The following is a 17454-nucleotide window of genomic DNA, read 5'->3' on the forward strand; positions in this document are numbered from 1 at the left end:
GGCGCGGCGCCGCGCTCGGGCGCGCATGGCGCGCGGGCAGCCCGGCATTGTAACGCCGGGCTGGCCGCATGCCGGCGGCGTCAGGATCGGGGCAGGGCGGCGCGCTCAGCGGGTCGGCTCGTGGCCGAGCTTCAGGAACCGGTAGTACACCGTTTCCGCGTTGAACACGGCGATCATGAAGCCCGCGCGGCCGTCGAGAAACCCGCGCCGCAGCACGTAGGTCCGCACGAACGCCCATGCGCCGCGCGCGAGCGCCTTGCCGAAGCCGCCGCGCTGGCCGGCCGCGCGGCGCTGGCGCGCGCCGGCCGTCGAATACGCATCGAGCTTGCGCACGACGGTTTCGAAATCCTCGTAAGAATAGTGCATCAGCTTGCCCGTCAGCCGCTGCGCGGGCGTGTCGAACACGAGCCGTTCGTGCACCAGGTCGTCGGAGAAACGCGCGGTGCCGCGCCGGAACAGGCGCGGCACCCAGTCCGGATACCAGCCGCTGTGGCGGATCCATTGGCCGCAGAAGCTCGACAGCCGGTCGAGCGCATAGACCTGCGCGGCCGGCGCGCGAATGGCCGCGCGGATCGACTGCGCGAGTTCCGGGCTGACCACCTCGTCGGTGTCGAGCGACAGGATCCAGTCGGTGTCGAGGGCGTCGAGCGCGCGGTTCTTCTGCGGGCCGAAACCCGGCCAGTCGCGCTCGACGATCACGCGGGCGCCATGCGCGCGGGCGATCGCCACGGTATCGTCGGTGCTGCCGCCGTCGATCACGACGACGTCGTCGGCGAAGGTCAGCGCGTCGAGGCACTGCGCGAGCCGCGCGGCCGCGTTGAGGGCGATGAGGGCGACGCCGAGGGTGGGTTCTGCCATGAAATCGTCGAAAAGGCGGAGAAAACGGTGAGCGGCAGTATACCCGCGCGCCGGCCGGCGGCCGCTTCGGCGACGGCCATGCTGGCGAGGGCGGTGCAGCTATAATGTTGGGCCTTTTTCGGCACCCGCCGGACAGGGTGAATTCCGGGCAGTCACGCCCCGGGCGCCGCGTCGCGGCTCAAGAAGGATTGCCTTGGAAACCCAGAACACTCTTCGCAAACCGATGGACGGCACCGGTACGTCGCCGGTCACGGTCCTCAAGCGCCTGTGGCCGTACATCCGGCCGCTCATCGGCATCGTGTTTCTCGCCGTGATGACGATGGGCGTCGTCGCGGCCACGGAAGCCGGTATCCCGGCACTGCTCAAGCCGCTGCTCGATCACGGCTTCGGCTCGCACGGGAGCGACCGCGCGAAATGGTACGTGCCGATCGCGGTGATCGGCCTCGCGCTCGTGCGCGGCGTGTCGCAGTACGCGTCCAACTACCTGCTCAACTACGTGTCGAACCGCATCCTGCTGCAACTGCGGCTCGAGATGTTCCAGCGGATGATCCACACGGGCGCATCGTTCTTCCAGCGCGAGACCGCGAGCACCGTGATCAACGCGATCGTGTTCGAGGTCAACCAGATCCTGTCGGTGCTGACCGGCGTGATGGTCACGCTCGTGCGCGACTCGCTGACCGTGGTGTTCCTGCTCGGCTACCTGTTCTACCTGAACTGGCGGCTCACGCTGATCGTCGCGGTGATCCTGCCGGGCATCGGCTGGCTCGTCAGCAAGATCAACCGTCGCCTGCGCCGCCTGAACCGCGAGCACCAGACGCTGACCAACGAGCTGTCCTACATCGTCGAGGAGACGGTCGGCGGCTATAAGGTCGTGAAGGTGCACAACGGCGAAGCGTACGAGACGGACCGCTTCACGACGATGAGCAAGCGCCTGCGCGGCTACGCGATGCGCATGACGATCTCGGGCGGGCTCGCGCAGCCGCTGACGCAGTTCCTCGCGTCGATCGCGCTCGCGGTCGTGATCACGATCGCGGTCGTGCAGTCGACCAACGACCAGACGACGGTCGGCGGCTTCGTCGCGTTCGTCACGTCGATGCTGCTCGTGATCTCGCCGCTCAAGCACCTGATCGACGTCAACCAGCCGCTGCAGCGCGGGATGACGGCCGCAGAGCTGATCTTCGGGCTGATCGACGAGCCGGCCGAGCCGCAGGGCGGCGGCCGTGCGCTGCCGAACGCTCGTGGCGAGATCGAATTCCGCGACGTGTCGTTCGACTACGGCGCCTCCGAGCGGCCGACGCTCGACCGCATTTCGTTCAAGGTCGCGCCGGGCGAGATGATCGCGCTCGCGGGGCCGTCGGGCAGCGGCAAGACGACCCTCGTCAACCTGTTGCCTCGCTTCTTCGATCCGACGGGCGGCGCGATCCTGGTTGACGGCGTACCGGTGGCCGACTACGACATCCACGCGCTGCGCAGCCAGATGGCGATGGTCAGCCAGGACGTCGTGCTGTTCAACGACACGATCGCCGCGAACGTCGCGTACGGGCAGACGCCCGACCGCGCACGCGTGCAGGCGGCGCTCGAGGCCGCGAACCTCGCCGACGCGGTCGCCGCGATGCCCGACGGGCTCGACACGCTGGTCGGCGGCAACGGGATGCGTCTGTCGGGCGGCCAACGGCAGCGGCTCGCGATCGCGCGCGCGATCTACAAGGACGCGCCGATCCTGATCCTCGACGAGGCGACCTCGGCGCTCGATTCGGAATCCGAGCGCCACGTGCAGGCCGCGCTCGAGCGGCTGATGGAAGGGCGTACGACGCTCGTGATCGCGCACCGGCTGTCCACGATCGAGCGTGCGGACCGGATCCTCGTTCTCGAAGCCGGCAAGATCGTCGAAACGGGCAGCCACGACGAGCTGCTGCGCCATGGCGGGCTGTACGCGCACCTCCACCGGATCCAGTACCAGCAGCAGGCGGCGTGACGTCGCATCGCACCCGTGTGCTAGTCTTGATCCGGCAGGTCCGGGTTCGTTGTTTCCGGTTCGACGTTACAACACGGAGGGAAGGGCAATGAAGAAGATGCACGGGATGATGCTGGCCGCGCTCGTCGCGGCGGGTTTCGCCGCGCCGGTCGCGATGGCGCAGGATCACGGCAACTACGACAACCACGGCGATCACGGAGACCACGGCGGCCCGGGTATGCGGCACGGCCACGGCCCGAAGCACATGCCGCCGGGGCAGGCGATGCATCGCGAAGACGACGTGCCGCCGCGCTGGGCCGACCAGCCGCGCCGCGACTGGCACAAGGGCGATCGCCTGCCGCCCGAATTCCGTGACCGCCAGTACGTGGTCGACGACTGGCGCGGCTACCGCCTGAGCCCGCCGCCGCGCGGCTATCACTGGGTGGGCGTCGGCGGCGACTACCTGCTCGTGCAGATCGGCTCGGGCATCGTGCTGCGGGTCGGTCCGTAACACCTGTCGCCGATCATCGATGCATCAGGATGCCGGAGCGTGCGTTCCGGCAGCCGCGTCACTTGTTGTTATCCTTGTCCGCCGCCCGGCGGAGCCAGCGCCGCTCGATCCGCGACATCGCCCAGCACACGGTCAGCGCGCAGACGGTGCCGAGCGCCACTTCCCCGAGCCGCATCAGCGGAATGTCCCATAGCGGGCCGTTGCCCGGAAACAGCAGCACGATCGTCGCGGTCACGCCGCCGAGCCGAGCCGCGCTGCCGACGTTCAGGCACCAGCAGCTGATGATCGTGACCGCGACCGCGATCGCATAGGCGACGAGGCGGTCGCCGCCGAGCGCGGCACCCGCGAAGCCGACCAGGCCGCCGATCATCGCGCCGATGAACTGGTCGCGCGACAGCGACATCGTGTCCGAATAGTTGTGCTGCGTGACGGCGATCGCGGTGACCGCCGCCCACACGGCCTGCTCGGTGTGCAGCGCGCGACCGATCGTGTACGCGAGGCACGCGCCGCAGACCGCTTGCAACGCCATCAGCGCGCCTTGCGTGAGCCGCTCGCCGAAAGTCAGCCCCTTGAACAGATCGAAGATCGACTGCTGGATCTGCTGGCGGGCTTCGTTGAGTGTCCTGATCGTATCCATCGTGTCGGGCCGGGAAGCGGGTGCGGGCGCGTCAGTGCGCCTGTTCCGACGGCGCGGCGGCCGGCTCTCCGGCGGCCGCATCGCCGTTGTCGACGCGCGTTTCCGGCATCGCGAGCCAGACTAGCAGCACGGCGAGCGCGCCGGCGGCGGCGAGCCCGAAGAAGCTGACCGCATTGCCGAAGTGATCGGCGACAAAGCCGGCCACGGCCGTGCTGAGCGTCGCGCCGATTCCGGCCGCAAGCCCGAACAGCCCGATGCACAGATTGTAGCGGCCCTTGCCGCCTGCGACATCGGCCGCGATCAGCGGCAGCATCACACCGAACACGGCCGCGCTGATGCCATCGAGCATCTGCACCGGCACCAGCAGATAGGGGCTGCTCACGCCGGCGAATAGCAGCGCGCGCACCGGCAGCGCCGAGAAGCCGAGCAGCAGGATCGGCCGGCGTCCCCAGCGTTGCGCGGAGCGGCCGACCCACGGAGACAGCATCGCGACGATCGCCTGCGGCACGATGATGCACGCGGCGATCACGAGCTGCACGTTCTCGCCCATGCCGGCCGTCACTTCGCCGGCCGCGAGGTTGAGCATCGCCGCGTTCGACAGGTGGAACAGCACGACGCATGCCGCGAAGGTCAGCATCCGGCGATCGCGCAGCAGCTCGGTCAGCGTCTCGCGTGCCTCGCCTTCGTCGTGGTCGTCGGGTTTCGGCGCATGCGGAATCACTTCGTGTGTCGGCTGGATCATCGCGAGCGCGAACAGCGCGGGCAACGCCAGCACGGCGGTCAGCCAGAACACCGCGCGCGCGGAGAAATACTCGCCGGTGAGCCCCATCAGGCCCGCGGCGACCGCGCTGCCGATCGATGCCCAGCGCGCGTTGCGGCCGAGCCGGTCGCCGAGGTCGGCGCGGCCGACCAACGAGAACGAGATCGCGGCCATCGCGGGCACGAGCATGCAGCTTGCGAAGCCGTGGAACACTTCGGCCGCGATCACCGGCACGATCGTCGGGCTCGACGCGAGCAGCACCGCTGACAGGATGATGGCCGCGATCGCCCACGCCGCCGCGCCCTTCTTGTTCTTCAGCGCGTCGACGGCGGCACCGCCCGGCACCTGGCTGACCATCGCGCTGATCGTGCCGATCGACAGCACCATGCCGATCTCGCCCTGCGTCCACTTGTGCGACGCGAGGTAGGACGCGATGAACGGACCGAACCCGGTTTGAACGTTTGCAACGAAAAAGTTGAGCCAGTCGAGGGCCCGGAGACTGCGAACGCTGACGGAATGCTTGATCGTCATCGGGCGGCACTCGCAGGCGAAGCCGGCGCGGCGGCAGTAACCGGCGGCGAGACCACGACGATCGGCTTGTCGGCCGCGTAGGGCGGCGACGCCTTGATCTGCGCGTCGTTCAGGTCGAGTTGCGGACGCAGCGCCTTGTCGCGCACGACGAAGCGCAACGCGCCCCAGCTCGCGGCGATCGAGCGGCGGTCGGTATTGACGATCCCGCCAAGGTCGAGCACGACGGCCTGCGGTTGCGCGCCGCGGTCGATCAGCACGTCGACGACCCGGCCGATCTTCGTGCCGTTCGGGCGTTCGACGTCGCTGTCGAGCAGCGGCAGACGCGTCGCGGGCGACGCCGCCGCCGAGCCCGACAGCGGCACGGCCTTGGGGCGGGCGGCCGGCGGCAGGTCGCCCGACGGCACGTCGAGCACGATCGGCTCCTGTTTGCCGCCCGGCGTGAAGCGGAACACGTTCCACGGGAAGACGACCTTGCGGTCGCCGACACCCATGAACCCCTGCAGGTTGACGATCATCTCGCGCGGTTTGCCGCTTGCGTCGGTCACCATGTCGACCGCGCGGCCGATCACCTTGCCGTTGCGGCGCGCGACCTCGCTGTCGAGCAGCGCATGGATCTGGGTGCGGTCGAGCGGGCGTGTCGCGACGAGTGGCGGCGGGGGCGGCGGAGGCGGCGTCGGCGATTCGGGGTGCTGCACCGGCTTCGGCTTCGTCACTTCACGGTGCGGCTTCTTCGGCGCTTCCGGTTCCTCCGGCTGGACGAGCGGCGGCACGGGCGGCATCGTCAGCGGTTCGCCGGCAGTTTCCTCGACGGGCTCGACGAGCGCCTCGCTGATCGGCGCGGGCGGATTCTGGGTCGGCAGCAGCCCGCAGCCGGACAGCAGCGCGGCGGCCGCGAGAACGAGGAAGACCGTCGAGGACGGGAACGACATGCGGGATGCGGGAAACGGGAGTCCGCCGCTCATTGACACTCACTCCAAGGGTCGGGGGCGGGCCCGGAGGCTCGCGGCTGGCGATGGATGGCGGGTGCGGGCGGCGCACCACGCGAGGTGAGAGTTTAACGTGTCTTGCTTTCAGGACCGATTTCGATGGCCGATTGGGGGCGGACTGTCGGGAAAAGGAAGGGATCGGCGGTGGGGCGAGGGATGCCGAATGATGGTCGAGGATGCGGCCGCGGCGCCTGATCAGGGGGGGCGGTCGACACGGCGTGAAACGTGCGGGCCGGTGCCGGTTGCGCGGGTGTCGGGAGACGGGTAACGGAGGCGGAGGAGAAGGCGGGACATCGAGGCGCTGGCCTGGCCCGCCGTCATGGCGGGCCGGCGCGGGCGCTGCCCGATGCAGGGAGAAACCGCAAGGTCAGGCGTCCGGATACCACGCGTCGGTGAATTCGCTGACCTTGACGTCGGTCAGCTCCGGACGTGCGGCCAGCCATGCACGGACGTTTTCGCGGTCGGCATCGGTCGTCGTGCCGCGCGGCGCGCCGGAGATCACGTACGCGCCGATCCCTTCGTCGGCGGACGCGACGGTCAGCAGCCCGTTTGCTTCGACGAAATCGATGAACGAATCGATCAGCTGGCCGCGTTCGAGGTCGGACAATTCGTTGCGGTATTGCGCGGTCGCGTTGAACGCGAGTTCCTGGAACTCGGCGATGTGGAGTTTCTTGCGCTGGCGGCGGTTGTGGCGTTGGCTCATGGTGTGTGGTACGTGAATGGTTGCAGGGAGAATGGTCGGGCAGTGTAGCGCATGGCCGACCGGCGGTCTCGGTTTCGAGTCGAGCGCACGAAGCAGATGCGCGACCAGATTTCGCTTTGAGTGGTCGGTTGCGCAATGTATGCACACAATGTATCGGATGAAGGTTCGATGCGGCGGGCGGAGCGCAATCGCGCGACGAGATTGGTCAGACGCTATCCGAGGCGCTGTAACAAAAAGAAGGGAATAACGATGGGCGAGCGGAATTTGATTACCGCTTTACGCGGCGGGTTGCTTCAGCAGGACCGGTTGCTGAAGCTCGATACGCCGCTGGGCCCGAATGTGCTGACCGTGCAGTGGGCGGTCGTTCCCGCATCGGGCGTGCGTACGAGTTCACGCTCGACGTGCTGTCGACCGGTAGCGATCTGGAACTTAAAAGGCTGATCGCGCAGCCCGTCACGTTGTGGATCCAGCAGGGCGATCGCAGCTACCGGCCGATTAACGGATACGTCCACACCGCGCGCCGCCCTGCCAAAGTGAATACGTATATGCCCGGAGAAATTGCATGCAGATGAACGACGCCGACGTGCGGGAATTGCGCGATCGATGGAAATCAGGGAAGTACAAGGATTTGCTCGACGCAATCAAGAACGCGTTGCCGGACGACGCATGGGTGCCTTTGTGCGATACCGTGCCGAATTTTGCGGACGGCTCGCCGGCGCTCGACCTGCGCGGCGCCGCGCTACTGGACGGCAAGCTGAAAAACCTGGAACTCGGTGGCAGCCATCTAGGCTTTGCGGAGTTCGATGCCACGCAGTTCGACGAGGTCGGGTTTCAGTACGCCATTCTCGATGGCGCATCCTTCAGGGGATGCGAATTCCGCCTCGCACAGATGCTTCCCGTCTACGGCGATGGCACCGATTTTCGTCATGCACGATTCCGGAAATCGTTCATTGAATCTGCCAAGTTCACCAATGCCGACTTTTCCGGTGCGACATTGTGCGACGGAAGCCTGAATTCGTCGCAGACGACGACGTGCAATTTTTCCGGCCTGCTGACCGAACGAAACGACTGGCGATGGAATACGATGACGTGCTGCGATTTTGTGGCAGCACGTTTCGTCGAGTGCCGACTGACGGCGACCCGATTCGACGGCGCCAGGCTGATCGACGCAGCGTTCGAGAATTGCGATCTGAGCGGGGTGGACTTTCGTGGTGCCGATTTGACGAGCGTGCGCTTTCTCGGTGGCACATTCGGCGACGTGCAGCAGGGCGAGACGACATACCGTACGCGGTTCGACGATACGCAGGAAGCGCGCCGAGCGGTTGCCGCAGGCGGTACGGAGAATCGGCACGCAATCGAATGGTGTCCTGTCACGCCCGATTCGAGCGAACCGATTCGGCCAACCGCATCACTGAGACTGAAGGGCAGGCCCGGTGACGTCGTACCGCAGAGCGGCTGGTGGGTGAGCCCGGCCCTCGGCAGCGAGCAGGGCCGGCGCTACTTCAACGCGGGAGAGCGATTTCCGGACATCAAGTCGACGAACTGGGGGCTTGTGATCTGGAGTTATCACGCCGACGATCAAGGTTGAAATGCGCGCCAGCCGCAACCGATATTCGATATTCACGCGCCCGACAGCCGTCACATCAGCACGATATCGTACTGCTCCTGGCTCAGGTTCGACTCGACCTGAAGCGATACCGGCTTGCCGATGAAGTCGATCAGCATCGCGAGATGCTGCGACTCCTCGTCGAGGAACAGGTCGATCACCTGCTGCGCGGCGATCACGCGGAATTCGCGCGGGTTGAACTGGCGTGACTCGCGCAGGATCTCGCGCAGGATGTCGTAGCAAACGGTGCGCGACGTCTTCACCTGGCCCTTGCCCTGGCAGGTCGGGCATGGCTCGCACAGCACGTGCGCGAGCGATTCGCGCGTGCGCTTGCGCGTCATCTCGACGAGCCCGAGCTGCGAGAAGCTGTTGACCGTCACGCGCGTGCGATCGCGCGACAGCGCCTTCTTCAGCTCGGACAGCACCGCGTCGCGATGCTCGGCGTTCTCCATGTCGATGAAGTCGATGATGATGATCCCGCCGAGGTTGCGCAGACGCAGCTGCCGCGCGATCGTATGCGCGGCCTCGAGGTTGGTCTTGAAGATCGTGTCGTCGAAGTTGCGCGCACCGACGTAGCCGCCGGTGTTCACGTCGATCGTCGTCATCGCCTCGGTCTGGTCGATCATCAGGTAGCCGCCCGACTTGAGGTCGACGCGGCGCGACAGTGCGCGCTGGATCTCCGTCTCGATGTTGTACAGGTCGAACAGCGGCCGCTCGCCGGTGTAGTGATGCAGCTTCGGGCTCACCGCCGGCGTGAACTCGCCCGCGAATTCCGCGAGGCGCTGGTAGGTCTCGCGCGAATCGACCTGGATGCGCGTCGTGTCGTCGTTCGCGAAATCGCGCAACACGCGCTGCGCGAGATCGAGATCCTGGTACAGCAGGCTCGTCGCCGGCAGCCGCTGCGCTTGCGCGACGATCGTCGCCCAGGTCTTGCGCAGATACGTGACGTCGCCCGCCAGTTCGTCGGAAGTCGCGTCCTCGGCGATCGTGCGCACGATGTAGCCGCCTTTCTCGTCCGGCGGGATCACGGCGGTCAGCCGTGCGCGCACGGCCTCGCGTTCGGCCTCGCTCTCGATCTTCTGCGAGATGCCGATGTGCGGCTCCTGCGGCAGGTACACGAGCGTGCGGCCCGCGATGCTGACCTGCGTCGACAGTCGCGCGCCCTTCGTGCCGATCGGATCCTTGATCACCTGGACCATCAGCGTCTGGCCCTCGAAGACGGTTTTCTCGATCGGCTGGTGCGGTGCGCCCGACTGCGGCTCGCCCGCGAGGCGCGGATGCCAGATGTCGGCGACGTGCAGGAACGCCGCGCGCTCGAGGCCGATGTCGATGAACGCCGACTGCATGCCGGGCAGCACGCGCACGACCTTGCCGAGGTAGATGTTGCCGACCCGCCCGCGCGACAGCGTGCGCTCGACGTGAAGCTCCTGCACCGCGCCTTGCTGCACGAGTGCGACCCGCGTTTCCTGCGGCGTGAGGTTGATCAGGATTTCTTCGTTCATGGTGGGATTCAGAAGTCGACGCGCGCGGCGCGCAGCAGTGCCGCAGTCTCAAAGAGGGGCAGACCCATGATACCCGAATGGGAGCCCTCGATTCGCTCGATGAATTCGGCCGCACGCCCCTGGATCGCGTAGGCGCCGGCCTTGCCGAACGGTTCACGGCTGTCGACGTAACGTTCGAACGCGTCGCGCGACGTGGCCGCGAAGCGCACCGACGAGCGCGACAGCGCGGGCGGCAGCAGTTCGCCGTCGGCGCCGATCACCGCGACCGCGGTCAGCACCTCGTGTTCGCGGCCCGCCAGGCGGGTCAGCATCGCGAGCGCGTCGGCGGCATCGGCCGGCTTGCCGAGGATCGCGCCGTCGATCGTCACGGTGGTGTCCGCAACCAGCACCGGCGCGGCCGGCTTGCCGCTCGCGACGAGGCGCGCACGTGCGGCCTCGGCCTTCGCGACGGTCACGCGCCGGACGTACACGTCGGCGGCTTCGCCGGGCAGTTCGGCTTCGAGCGCCTCGGCGTCCTCGTCGGGGCGCGGCAGCAGCAATTCGAAGCGCACGCCGATCTGCAGCAGCAGCTCCTGGCGGCGCGGGCTTTGCGAAGCGAGGTAGAGCGTCGGGAAAAGGGCGGGGGACGTGCTGGACGGCATGGTGTCGTTATCTCGTTGTGCGCGCGCGTCGCGCGTCCAGAAGACGACGCGTCATGCGCGGTGATAGGGGTGATTCTGCGTGATGCTCCACGCCCGGTAAAGCTGTTCGGCAAGCAGCACGCGCACCATACCGTGCGGCAGCGTCATGCTCGAAATGCGCAGCAGCACGTCGGCGCGCGCCTTGAGTTCCGGATCGAGCCCGTCGGCGCCGCCGATCACGAACGCGACGTCACGGCCGTCCTGCTGCCAGCCGGGCAGCGCCTGCGCGAGCTGCATGGTGGTCCAGTCGCGGCCGCGCTCGTCGAGCGCGACGATGCGCGCGCCCTTCGGCAGCGCGGCCTCGATCTTCTGCCGCTCGGCCGCCATCACGCTTTCCGCGCTGCGGCCGCCCGAACGCAGTTCGGGCTTGATCTCGCGCAGCTCGATGCGCAGCTCGGGCGGCATGCGCTTCGTGTACTCGTCGAAGCCGGACGCGATCCAGCCGGGCATCTTGTGGCCGACCGCGAGGATGAAAAGCTTCATCGGGACGACTCGCTGCGGCTCAGCGGCGGCGGGCCGCCGTCTTGCGCGCCGGGCGTGCGGGCGCTTCTTCCTCGTCGTCCTCGCCTTCGCTGGCCGTCGCGAAACCGTCCTTGCCGCCGCCGAGCTTCATCCGCACGGGCTTGTCGCCCCAGATTTCCTCGAGGTTGTAGTACTGGCGCAGCGCCGGTTGCAGGATGTGCACGACGGCGTCGCCGCAGTCGACCAGCACCCATTCGCCCGTGTCTTCGCCCTCGGAGCTGACGATGTCGCCGCCGGCTTCCTTGACCTTGTCGCGCACGCTCGACGCGAGCGCCTTGGTCTGGCGGTTCGACGTGCCCGACGCGACGATCACGCGGTCGAACAGTTCGGTCAGATGGCTGGTGTTGAACACCTTGATGTCTTGCGCCTTGATGTCTTCGAGAGCGTCGACGATCACGCGCTGCAGTTTGCGGATATCCATGGAATCAGGAATGGTAGAGACGATGTTGAAGAATATAGGCCCAGACGGCGGCCGGTACATGCTCGGCCGACGCGTCGGGCATCTGCGCATGACGCGCGATGCATTCGCGCAGGTGCGCACGGATGTCGGTTGCGGCGATATCGAACGCCAGTGCCGTGTCGATCAGCAGGTGGCCGGCCGGTGTCGCTTTCAGCACATCGGCGCCGGCCTGCCGCCGCGCGATTTCCCGTGCGACGGCCGGTGGCGCCGTGCCGAGGTCGAAGCCCGGGCGCGTCGACGCGCACACGTGCGCGTAGTCGAACAGTTTGCGCCAGTCGCGCCACGTGTCGAGCCGCACCAGCTGGTCGGCGCCGATCAGCAGCGACAGCGAAGCGTCGGGGCCGATCCGCTCGCGCCAGCGCGCGAGCGTCTCGACCGTATAGGTCGGCCCCGCGTGCTCGATCTCGTCGGTCGCGACGGTGATCGTCACGCCGGGCAGGGACAGCGAGCCGGCAGCGGCGCGCGTCATCGCGAGCCGATGCTCGGCGGCCGACACGTCGCGCTTCTGGTAAGGCTGCCCGGCGGGCAGCAGCACGAGGTCGGTCAGGCCGAGCACGTCGGCGAACCGGCGCGCGAGCGCGAGGTGGCCGTCGTGGATCGGATCGAACGTGCCGCCCAGCAGGCCGATGCGACGTAACGGCGGGCGCGGCTGCGGGGCGGGGCGGGTGGTGGTGTCCAGAAAAACGTGTCCTGTTCTTGGGGCGGCGGGGCGCGGCGGGCTCAGACCCAGTCGCGCGGCACGAGGAACTCGCTCAGGCGTGCTTCAGGCGAGCCCGGCTCGGGCTGCCAGTTGTAGCGCCAGTTCGCGACCGGCGGCATCGACATCAGGATCGATTCGGTCCGGCCGCCGCTTTGCAGGCCGAACAGCGTGCCGCGGTCGAACACCAGGTTGAATTCCACGTAGCGGCCGCGCCGGTAAGCCTGGAAGTCGCGTTCACGCTCGCCGTACGGCAGCGCGACCCGGCGTTCGACGATCGGCAGGTACGCGTTCAGAAACGCGTCGCCGACGCGCTGCATCATCTCGAACGAGCGTTCGAATCCGGGTTCGGAGAAGTCGTCGAAGAAGATCCCGCCGATGCCGCGCGTCTCGTTGCGGTGCTTCAGGAAGAAATACTCGTCGCACCACGCCTTGAAACGCGGATAGAGCTCGGCACCGAACGGGTCGAGCGCGTCCTTGCAGGTCTGGTGGAAATGCCGCGCGTCGTCCTCGAACGGATAAACCGGTGTCAGATCCATCCCGCCGCCGAACCAGAAGATCGGCGCCTCGCCGGGCTTCGTCGCGATCAGCATCCGCACGTTCATGTGCACCGTCGGGCAGTACGGGTTGCGCGGGTGCAGCACGAGCGACACGCCGAGCGCCTCGAAGCCGCGGCCGGCCAGCTGCGGGCGCGCGGCGCTCGCCGACGGCGGCAGCGCGTCGCCCGCGACGTCGGAAAAACCGATCCCCGCGCGCTCGAACACGCGGCCGCCCTCGAGAATCCGCGTGCAGCCGCCGCCGCGCAGGCGCTCTTCCGGCCCGCGCTGCCACGCATCGGTCGCGAGCGGCGTGCCGTCGAGCGCGCCGAGCGCGTCGGCGATGCGTGTCTGCAGGCCCTGGAGGTACGTGCGCACGCGCGTCACGTCGTAGGTCGAATCGGTCATGTCTGAACTGGGTGCCTCCGCGCGAAGCGGGGGCCGTAAAAAAGGCATCTGCCGGGCATTCTATCGAACCCCGGCAGAGGAGGCCGCCGCTTGTGACGGCAAGGCGGCGGTCAGGGCGTCACGCGTTCTTGCGGTTCAGCGCGCGGAAGCCGATGTCGCGGCGGTACTGCATGCCTTCGAAATTGATCTGATTGATCGTGTCGTACGCATGCTGCTGGGCTTCGCGCACCGAATCGGCGAGACCGACCACGCACAGCACGCGGCCGCCCGACGTGACGAGCTTGTCGCCTTCGGCGAGCGTCGTGCCCGCATGGAACGTCACGGCCTGTTCGGTCTCGGCCGGGATCCCGTTGATGCGGTCGCCCTTGCGCGGCGCGTCCGGATAACCGTGCGCGGCCAGCACGACGCCGAGCGCGGTGCGGCGGTCCCAGTCGAGCTCGACCGTGTCGAGCGTGCCTGCGATCGCCTGTTCGACGACCTTCGAGAAATCGCTCTTCAGGCGCGCCATGATCGGCTGCGTCTCGGGGTCGCCCATCCGGCAGTTGAACTCGAGCGTGCGCGGATTACCTTCCTTGTCGATCATCAGGCCCGCATACAGGAAGCCCGTGAAGCGGATGCCGTCCTTCTCCATCCCGCGCACCGTCGGCATGATGATTTCGCGCATCACGCGTGCGTGCATCTGGGGCGTGACGATCGGCGCGGGCGAGTAGGCGCCCATGCCGCCCGTGTTCGGGCCGCGGTCCTCGTCGAGCAGGCGCTTGTGGTCCTGGCTCGAGGCCAGCGCCAGCGCGTGCTTGCCGTCGACCATCACGATGAAGCTTGCTTCCTCGCCGTCGAGGAATTCCTCGATCACGACGCGCGCGCCGGCGTCGCCGAGCTTGTTGCCCGACAGCATCATGTCGACGGCTTCGTGTGCTTCTTCCAGCGACATCGCGACGACGACACCCTTGCCGGCCGCCAGGCCGTCGGCCTTCACGACGATCGGCGCACCCTTCGCGTCGATGTACGCGTGCGCGGCGGCGGCGTCGGAGAAGGTTTCGTAGTCGGCGGTCGGGATGCCGTGGCGCTTCATGAACGCCTTCGCGAAATCCTTCGAGCTTTCGAGCTGCGCGGCTTCGCGGGTCGGGCCGAACACCTTCAGGCCGCGCGCGCGGAACAGGTTGACGATGCCGGCCGCGAGCGGCGCTTCCGGCCCGACGAGCGTGAACGCGACGCCTTCGCGTTCCGCGAAATCGGCGAGTTCGTCGAGCGCCGTGATGTCGACGTTCTTCAGACGCTCGTCCTGCGCCGTGCCGCCATTGCCGGGCGCGACGTAGACCATCTGGACACGCGGCGACTGCGCGAGCTTCCACGCCAGCGCATGTTCGCGGCCGCCGGAACCGACGACGAGTAGTTTCATGGGATTCCCCGCAGACTAGAAAACAGGGCGGCCGGCACGCTCAGGCGCGCCGGCCGCGAAATCGGTCGGGCCGCCGCCGCAACGATGCGCACGGCGGCCGGCATCTCATTACTCGACGATGACGGCGTTCGTATACACCTCCTGCACGTCGTCGAGGTTCTCGAGCGCGTCCAGGAGCTTCTGCATCTTCGCCGCATCGTCGCCGGTGAATTCGACTTCGTTCTGCGGCTTCATCGTCACTTCGGCGAGTTCGGCCTTGAAGCCCGCGGCTTCGAGCGCGTCCTTCACCGCCGAGAAGGCCTGCCAGTCGCACAGCACTTCGATCGAGCCGTCGTCGTTCGTGCTGACGTCGTCCGCGCCGGCTTCGAGCGCCGCTTCCATCAGCGCGTCTTCCGACGTGCCGGGCGCGAACAGGAACTGGCCGACGTGATCGAACATGAACGCGACCGAACCGTCGGTGCCCATGTTGCCGCCGAATTTCGAGAATGCGTGACGGACTTCCGCGACCGTGCGGGTGCGGTTGTCGGTCAGCGTGTCGACGATGATCGCCGCGCCGCTGATGCCGTAGCCTTCGTAACGGATTTCTTCGTAGTTCGCGCCGTCCGCGCCGCCGACGCCGCGGTCGATCGCGCGCTTGACGTTGTCTTTCGGCATGTTCGCGTCGGCTGCCTTGTCGACGGCGAGACGCAGACGCGGGTTCGAGCTGGCGTCGCCGCCGCCGAGGCGGGCCGCGACCTGGATTTCCTTGATCAGGCGGGTCCAGATCTTGCCGCGCTTCGCGTCGGCCGCTGCCTTCTTATGCTTGATGTTGGCCCATTTCGAATGACCAGCCATACCTTTCTCCGTGCCCGGGCGCGCTGCGCGGGCGATTGTGCCAATGTGTCGTTGAATCGGCGGCCGTCTGGGCGGGCATGGTGCCGCGGGGCCGCGCGTGTCGAGTGGAACGTGATTTTATCACGCGGCGACCGTCGCTTCGGGGCCGCCGTGCATGGCCGAACGGCCGGGAGGACCGCTCGGCGCGCCGTGCCGCGCGCCCCGGCGCCGCCGTGCGTCAGTTCTTGGTGCCGAACAGGCGGTCGCCCGCGTCGCCCAGGCCCGGCACGATGTATGCGTGCTCGTTCAGGTGCGAGTCGAGCGACGCGACGAACAGCTTCACGTCCGGGTGCGCGTCCTGGAACACCTGCACGCCCTCGGGCGCGGCGACCAGTGCGACGAACATGATGTTCGCGGCCGGCACGTTGCGGCGCTTGAGCACGTCGACCGCGTGCACGGCCGAATAGCCGGTCGCGACCATCGGGTCGCACAGGATGAAGATGCGATCCTCGAGGTCGGGCAGGCGCACCAGGTATTCGACCGGGCGGTGATCCTCGGCGCGGTAGACGCCGATGTGGCCGACGCGCGCGGACGGTACCAGGTCGAGCAGGCCGTCCGACATCCCGATGCCGGCGCGCAGCACGGGCACGATCGCGAGCTTCTTGCCCGCGATCACCGGCGCGTCGACCGCCACGAGCGGGGTTTCGACCCGCTTGGTCGTGATCGGGAGGTTACGGGTGATCTCGTAGCCCATCAGCAGCGTGATCTCGCGCAGCAGTTCGCGGAACGTGCGCGTCGACGTGTCCTTGTCGCGCATGTGGGTCAGCTTGTGCTGGATCAGCGGGTGATCAGTGATGAAGAGATTCGGGAAACGGCTGTCCTGTTTCATGACGGGGCGCCTTGGCGGCAAAAGGGGATCGGGGGCGGCGATGGCGCGAGGCCGGCCGCCGCTTATGGCCGCAATTTTACCAAGGCGCGCCACGTGATCCGGATATTATCGACGTCTCACGACAATCCGCGCGCCGTGTTCGCCCGTTTCCGACCGCTCGCCCGTCCGGCGATGCGGGCGGCTGAGCCGGCGCGCGTCGCCATAAGGGAATCGACGATGGATCTCGGCATCGCAGGAAAGACCGCGCTCGTGTGCGCGGCGAGCAAGGGGCTCGGGCGCGGCTGCGCGGAAGCGCTGGCCGCCGAGGGCGTGAATCTCGTGATCGTCGCGCGCACGCGCGACACGCTGGAGGAAACCGCGGAGGAGATCCGCGCCGAGTCGAACGTGTCGGTCACCGCCGTCGCCTGCGACATCACGACGCCCGACGGCCGCGCGGCCGCGCTCGCCGCCTGCCCGCAGCCGGACATTCTTGTGACGAATGCCGGCGGCCCGCCGCCCGGTGACTTCCGTGATTTCTCGCACGACGACTGGATCCGCGCGCTGGAGTCGAACATGCTGACGCCGATCGAGCTGATCCGCGCGACCGTGGACGGGATGATCGGGCGCGGTTTCGGCCGGATCGTCAACATCACGAGTTCGGCCGTGAAGGCGCCGATCGACGTGCTCGCGCTGTCGAACGGCGCGCGCTCGGGGCTGACCGGCTTCGTCGCGGGGCTGTCGCGCAAGGTCGCGGGGCAGGGCGTGACGATCAACAATCTGCTGCCCGGGCTGTTCGACACCGACCGGATCGCGACGACGCTCGCCGCGTCGGCGAAGGCGCAGGGCGTGACGGTCGACGAGATGCGCGCGCGGCGCGCGAAGGAAATCCCGGCCGGGCGCCTCGGCACGCGTGCCGAATTCGGCGCGGCGTGCGCGTTCCTCTGCAGCGTCCACGCCGGCTACATCACCGGGCAGAACTGGCTGCTCGACGGCGGCGCGTATCCGGGTACGTTCTGACGCGCG

18 protein-coding genes and 1 pseudogene are annotated in these 17454 nt (G+C 67.7%); 5 read left to right on the forward strand and 14 right to left on the reverse strand.

The window, feature by feature from the left end:
- Nucleotides 1–105: 105 nt before the first annotated feature.
- Complete coding sequence (locus WS75_RS11375; protein ID WP_059680558.1) at nucleotides 106–858, reverse strand: glycosyltransferase family 2 protein; 753 nt, start codon at nucleotides 856–858, stop codon at nucleotides 106–108.
- A 223-nt stretch (nucleotides 859–1081) separates the two neighbouring features.
- Here WS75_RS11375 and msbA point away from each other — a divergent pair, with 223 nt between their 5' ends.
- Both msbA and WS75_RS11385 read left to right on the forward strand, forming a co-directional pair.
- Nucleotides 1082–2833, forward strand: coding sequence for a lipid A export permease/ATP-binding protein MsbA (gene msbA, locus WS75_RS11380; protein ID WP_059680559.1), 1752 nt, complete (start codon nucleotides 1082–1084; stop codon nucleotides 2831–2833).
- An 88-nt stretch (nucleotides 2834–2921) separates the two neighbouring features.
- Nucleotides 2922–3323 (forward strand): RcnB family protein, encoded by a 402-nt coding sequence (locus WS75_RS11385; protein ID WP_059680560.1) that lies wholly within the window; start codon nucleotides 2922–2924, stop codon nucleotides 3321–3323.
- A gap of 58 nt (nucleotides 3324–3381) precedes the next feature.
- Here the strand turns inward: WS75_RS11385 and WS75_RS11390 are convergent, their stop codons facing one another.
- The 4 genes from WS75_RS11390 to WS75_RS11405 form a co-directional block, all read right to left on the reverse strand.
- Nucleotides 3382–3960: an FUSC family protein gene (locus tag WS75_RS11390; RefSeq protein ID WP_059680561.1), complete on the reverse strand. Its 579-nt coding sequence runs from the start codon at nucleotides 3958–3960 to the stop codon at nucleotides 3382–3384.
- Nucleotides 3961–3991: 31 nt separating this feature from the next.
- Nucleotides 3992–5251, reverse strand: coding sequence for an MFS transporter (locus WS75_RS11395; RefSeq protein ID WP_059680562.1), 1260 nt, complete (start codon nucleotides 5249–5251; stop codon nucleotides 3992–3994).
- Nucleotides 5248–6213, reverse strand: coding sequence for a PRC-barrel domain-containing protein (locus tag WS75_RS11400; protein ID WP_059680563.1), 966 nt, complete (start codon nucleotides 6211–6213; stop codon nucleotides 5248–5250). Before WS75_RS11400 ends, WS75_RS11395 begins: the two co-directional genes overlap by 4 nt.
- Before the next feature lie 391 nt (nucleotides 6214–6604).
- The gene (locus WS75_RS11405; protein ID WP_059680564.1) at nucleotides 6605–6940 is read right to left on the reverse strand and encodes a YggL family protein; all 336 of its coding nucleotides are present in this window, start codon (nucleotides 6938–6940) and stop codon (nucleotides 6605–6607) included.
- A gap of 249 nt (nucleotides 6941–7189) precedes the next feature.
- Here WS75_RS11405 and WS75_RS31940 point away from each other — a divergent pair.
- Together WS75_RS31940 and WS75_RS31945 are read left to right on the forward strand one after the other, a co-directional pair.
- Nucleotides 7190–7464: pseudogene (locus tag WS75_RS31940) on the forward strand (contractile injection system protein, VgrG/Pvc8 family); the annotation flags it as partial.
- Between the two features lie 38 nt (nucleotides 7465–7502).
- A complete protein-coding gene (locus WS75_RS31945; protein WP_082729566.1) occupies nucleotides 7503–8528 on the forward strand; it encodes a pentapeptide repeat-containing protein in 1026 nt (341 codons plus the stop codon).
- 50 nt (nucleotides 8529–8578) lie between these two features.
- Here WS75_RS31945 and rng read toward each other — a convergent pair whose 3' ends face one another.
- From rng to upp, 9 genes are all read right to left on the reverse strand, one after another.
- Nucleotides 8579–10048 carry a ribonuclease G gene (gene rng, locus WS75_RS11415; protein WP_059600392.1) on the reverse strand — a complete coding sequence of 490 codons (1470 nt, stop codon included), beginning with the start codon at nucleotides 10046–10048 and terminating at the stop codon, nucleotides 8579–8581.
- Between the two features lie 8 nt (nucleotides 10049–10056).
- The gene (locus tag WS75_RS11420; protein WP_059680565.1) at nucleotides 10057–10689 is read right to left on the reverse strand and encodes a Maf family protein; all 633 of its coding nucleotides are present in this window, start codon (nucleotides 10687–10689) and stop codon (nucleotides 10057–10059) included.
- 51 nt (nucleotides 10690–10740) lie between these two features.
- Nucleotides 10741–11211: a 23S rRNA (pseudouridine(1915)-N(3))-methyltransferase RlmH gene (rlmH, locus tag WS75_RS11425; protein ID WP_059468149.1), complete on the reverse strand. Its 471-nt coding sequence runs from the start codon at nucleotides 11209–11211 to the stop codon at nucleotides 10741–10743.
- Nucleotides 11212–11230: 19 nt separating this feature from the next.
- Nucleotides 11231–11671: a ribosome silencing factor gene (rsfS, locus tag WS75_RS11430; RefSeq protein ID WP_006752218.1), complete on the reverse strand. Its 441-nt coding sequence runs from the start codon at nucleotides 11669–11671 to the stop codon at nucleotides 11231–11233.
- A gap of 4 nt (nucleotides 11672–11675) precedes the next feature.
- Nucleotides 11676–12434, reverse strand: a complete 759-nt coding sequence (locus WS75_RS11435; protein ID WP_373558502.1) for a nicotinate-nucleotide adenylyltransferase — start codon at nucleotides 12432–12434, stop codon at nucleotides 11676–11678.
- Entirely contained in the window at nucleotides 12431–13351 is a 921-nt protein-coding gene (hemF, locus tag WS75_RS11440) for an oxygen-dependent coproporphyrinogen oxidase (RefSeq protein ID WP_059680567.1), read from the reverse strand. Before hemF ends, WS75_RS11435 begins: the two co-directional genes overlap by 4 nt.
- Nucleotides 13352–13469: 118 nt before the next feature.
- A complete protein-coding gene (purD, locus tag WS75_RS11445; protein WP_059680568.1) occupies nucleotides 13470–14750 on the reverse strand; it encodes a phosphoribosylamine--glycine ligase in 1281 nt (426 codons plus the stop codon).
- 108 nt (nucleotides 14751–14858) lie between these two features.
- A complete protein-coding gene (locus WS75_RS11450) occupies nucleotides 14859–15584 on the reverse strand; it encodes a YebC/PmpR family DNA-binding transcriptional regulator (RefSeq protein ID WP_059680569.1) in 726 nt (241 codons plus the stop codon).
- A gap of 217 nt (nucleotides 15585–15801) precedes the next feature.
- Complete coding sequence (gene upp, locus WS75_RS11455) at nucleotides 15802–16452, reverse strand: uracil phosphoribosyltransferase (protein ID WP_006478229.1); 651 nt, start codon at nucleotides 16450–16452, stop codon at nucleotides 15802–15804.
- Between the two features lie 216 nt (nucleotides 16453–16668).
- Between upp and WS75_RS11460 the strand changes: the two genes are divergently transcribed.
- Nucleotides 16669–17448, forward strand: a complete 780-nt coding sequence (locus WS75_RS11460; RefSeq protein WP_059680570.1) for an SDR family oxidoreductase — start codon at nucleotides 16669–16671, stop codon at nucleotides 17446–17448.
- Nucleotides 17449–17454: the final 6 nt, after the last annotated feature.

It is taken from the genome of Burkholderia sp. FL-7-2-10-S1-D7 (assembly GCF_001524185.1).
Taxonomy (GTDB): domain Bacteria; phylum Pseudomonadota; class Gammaproteobacteria; order Burkholderiales; family Burkholderiaceae; genus Burkholderia; species Burkholderia diffusa.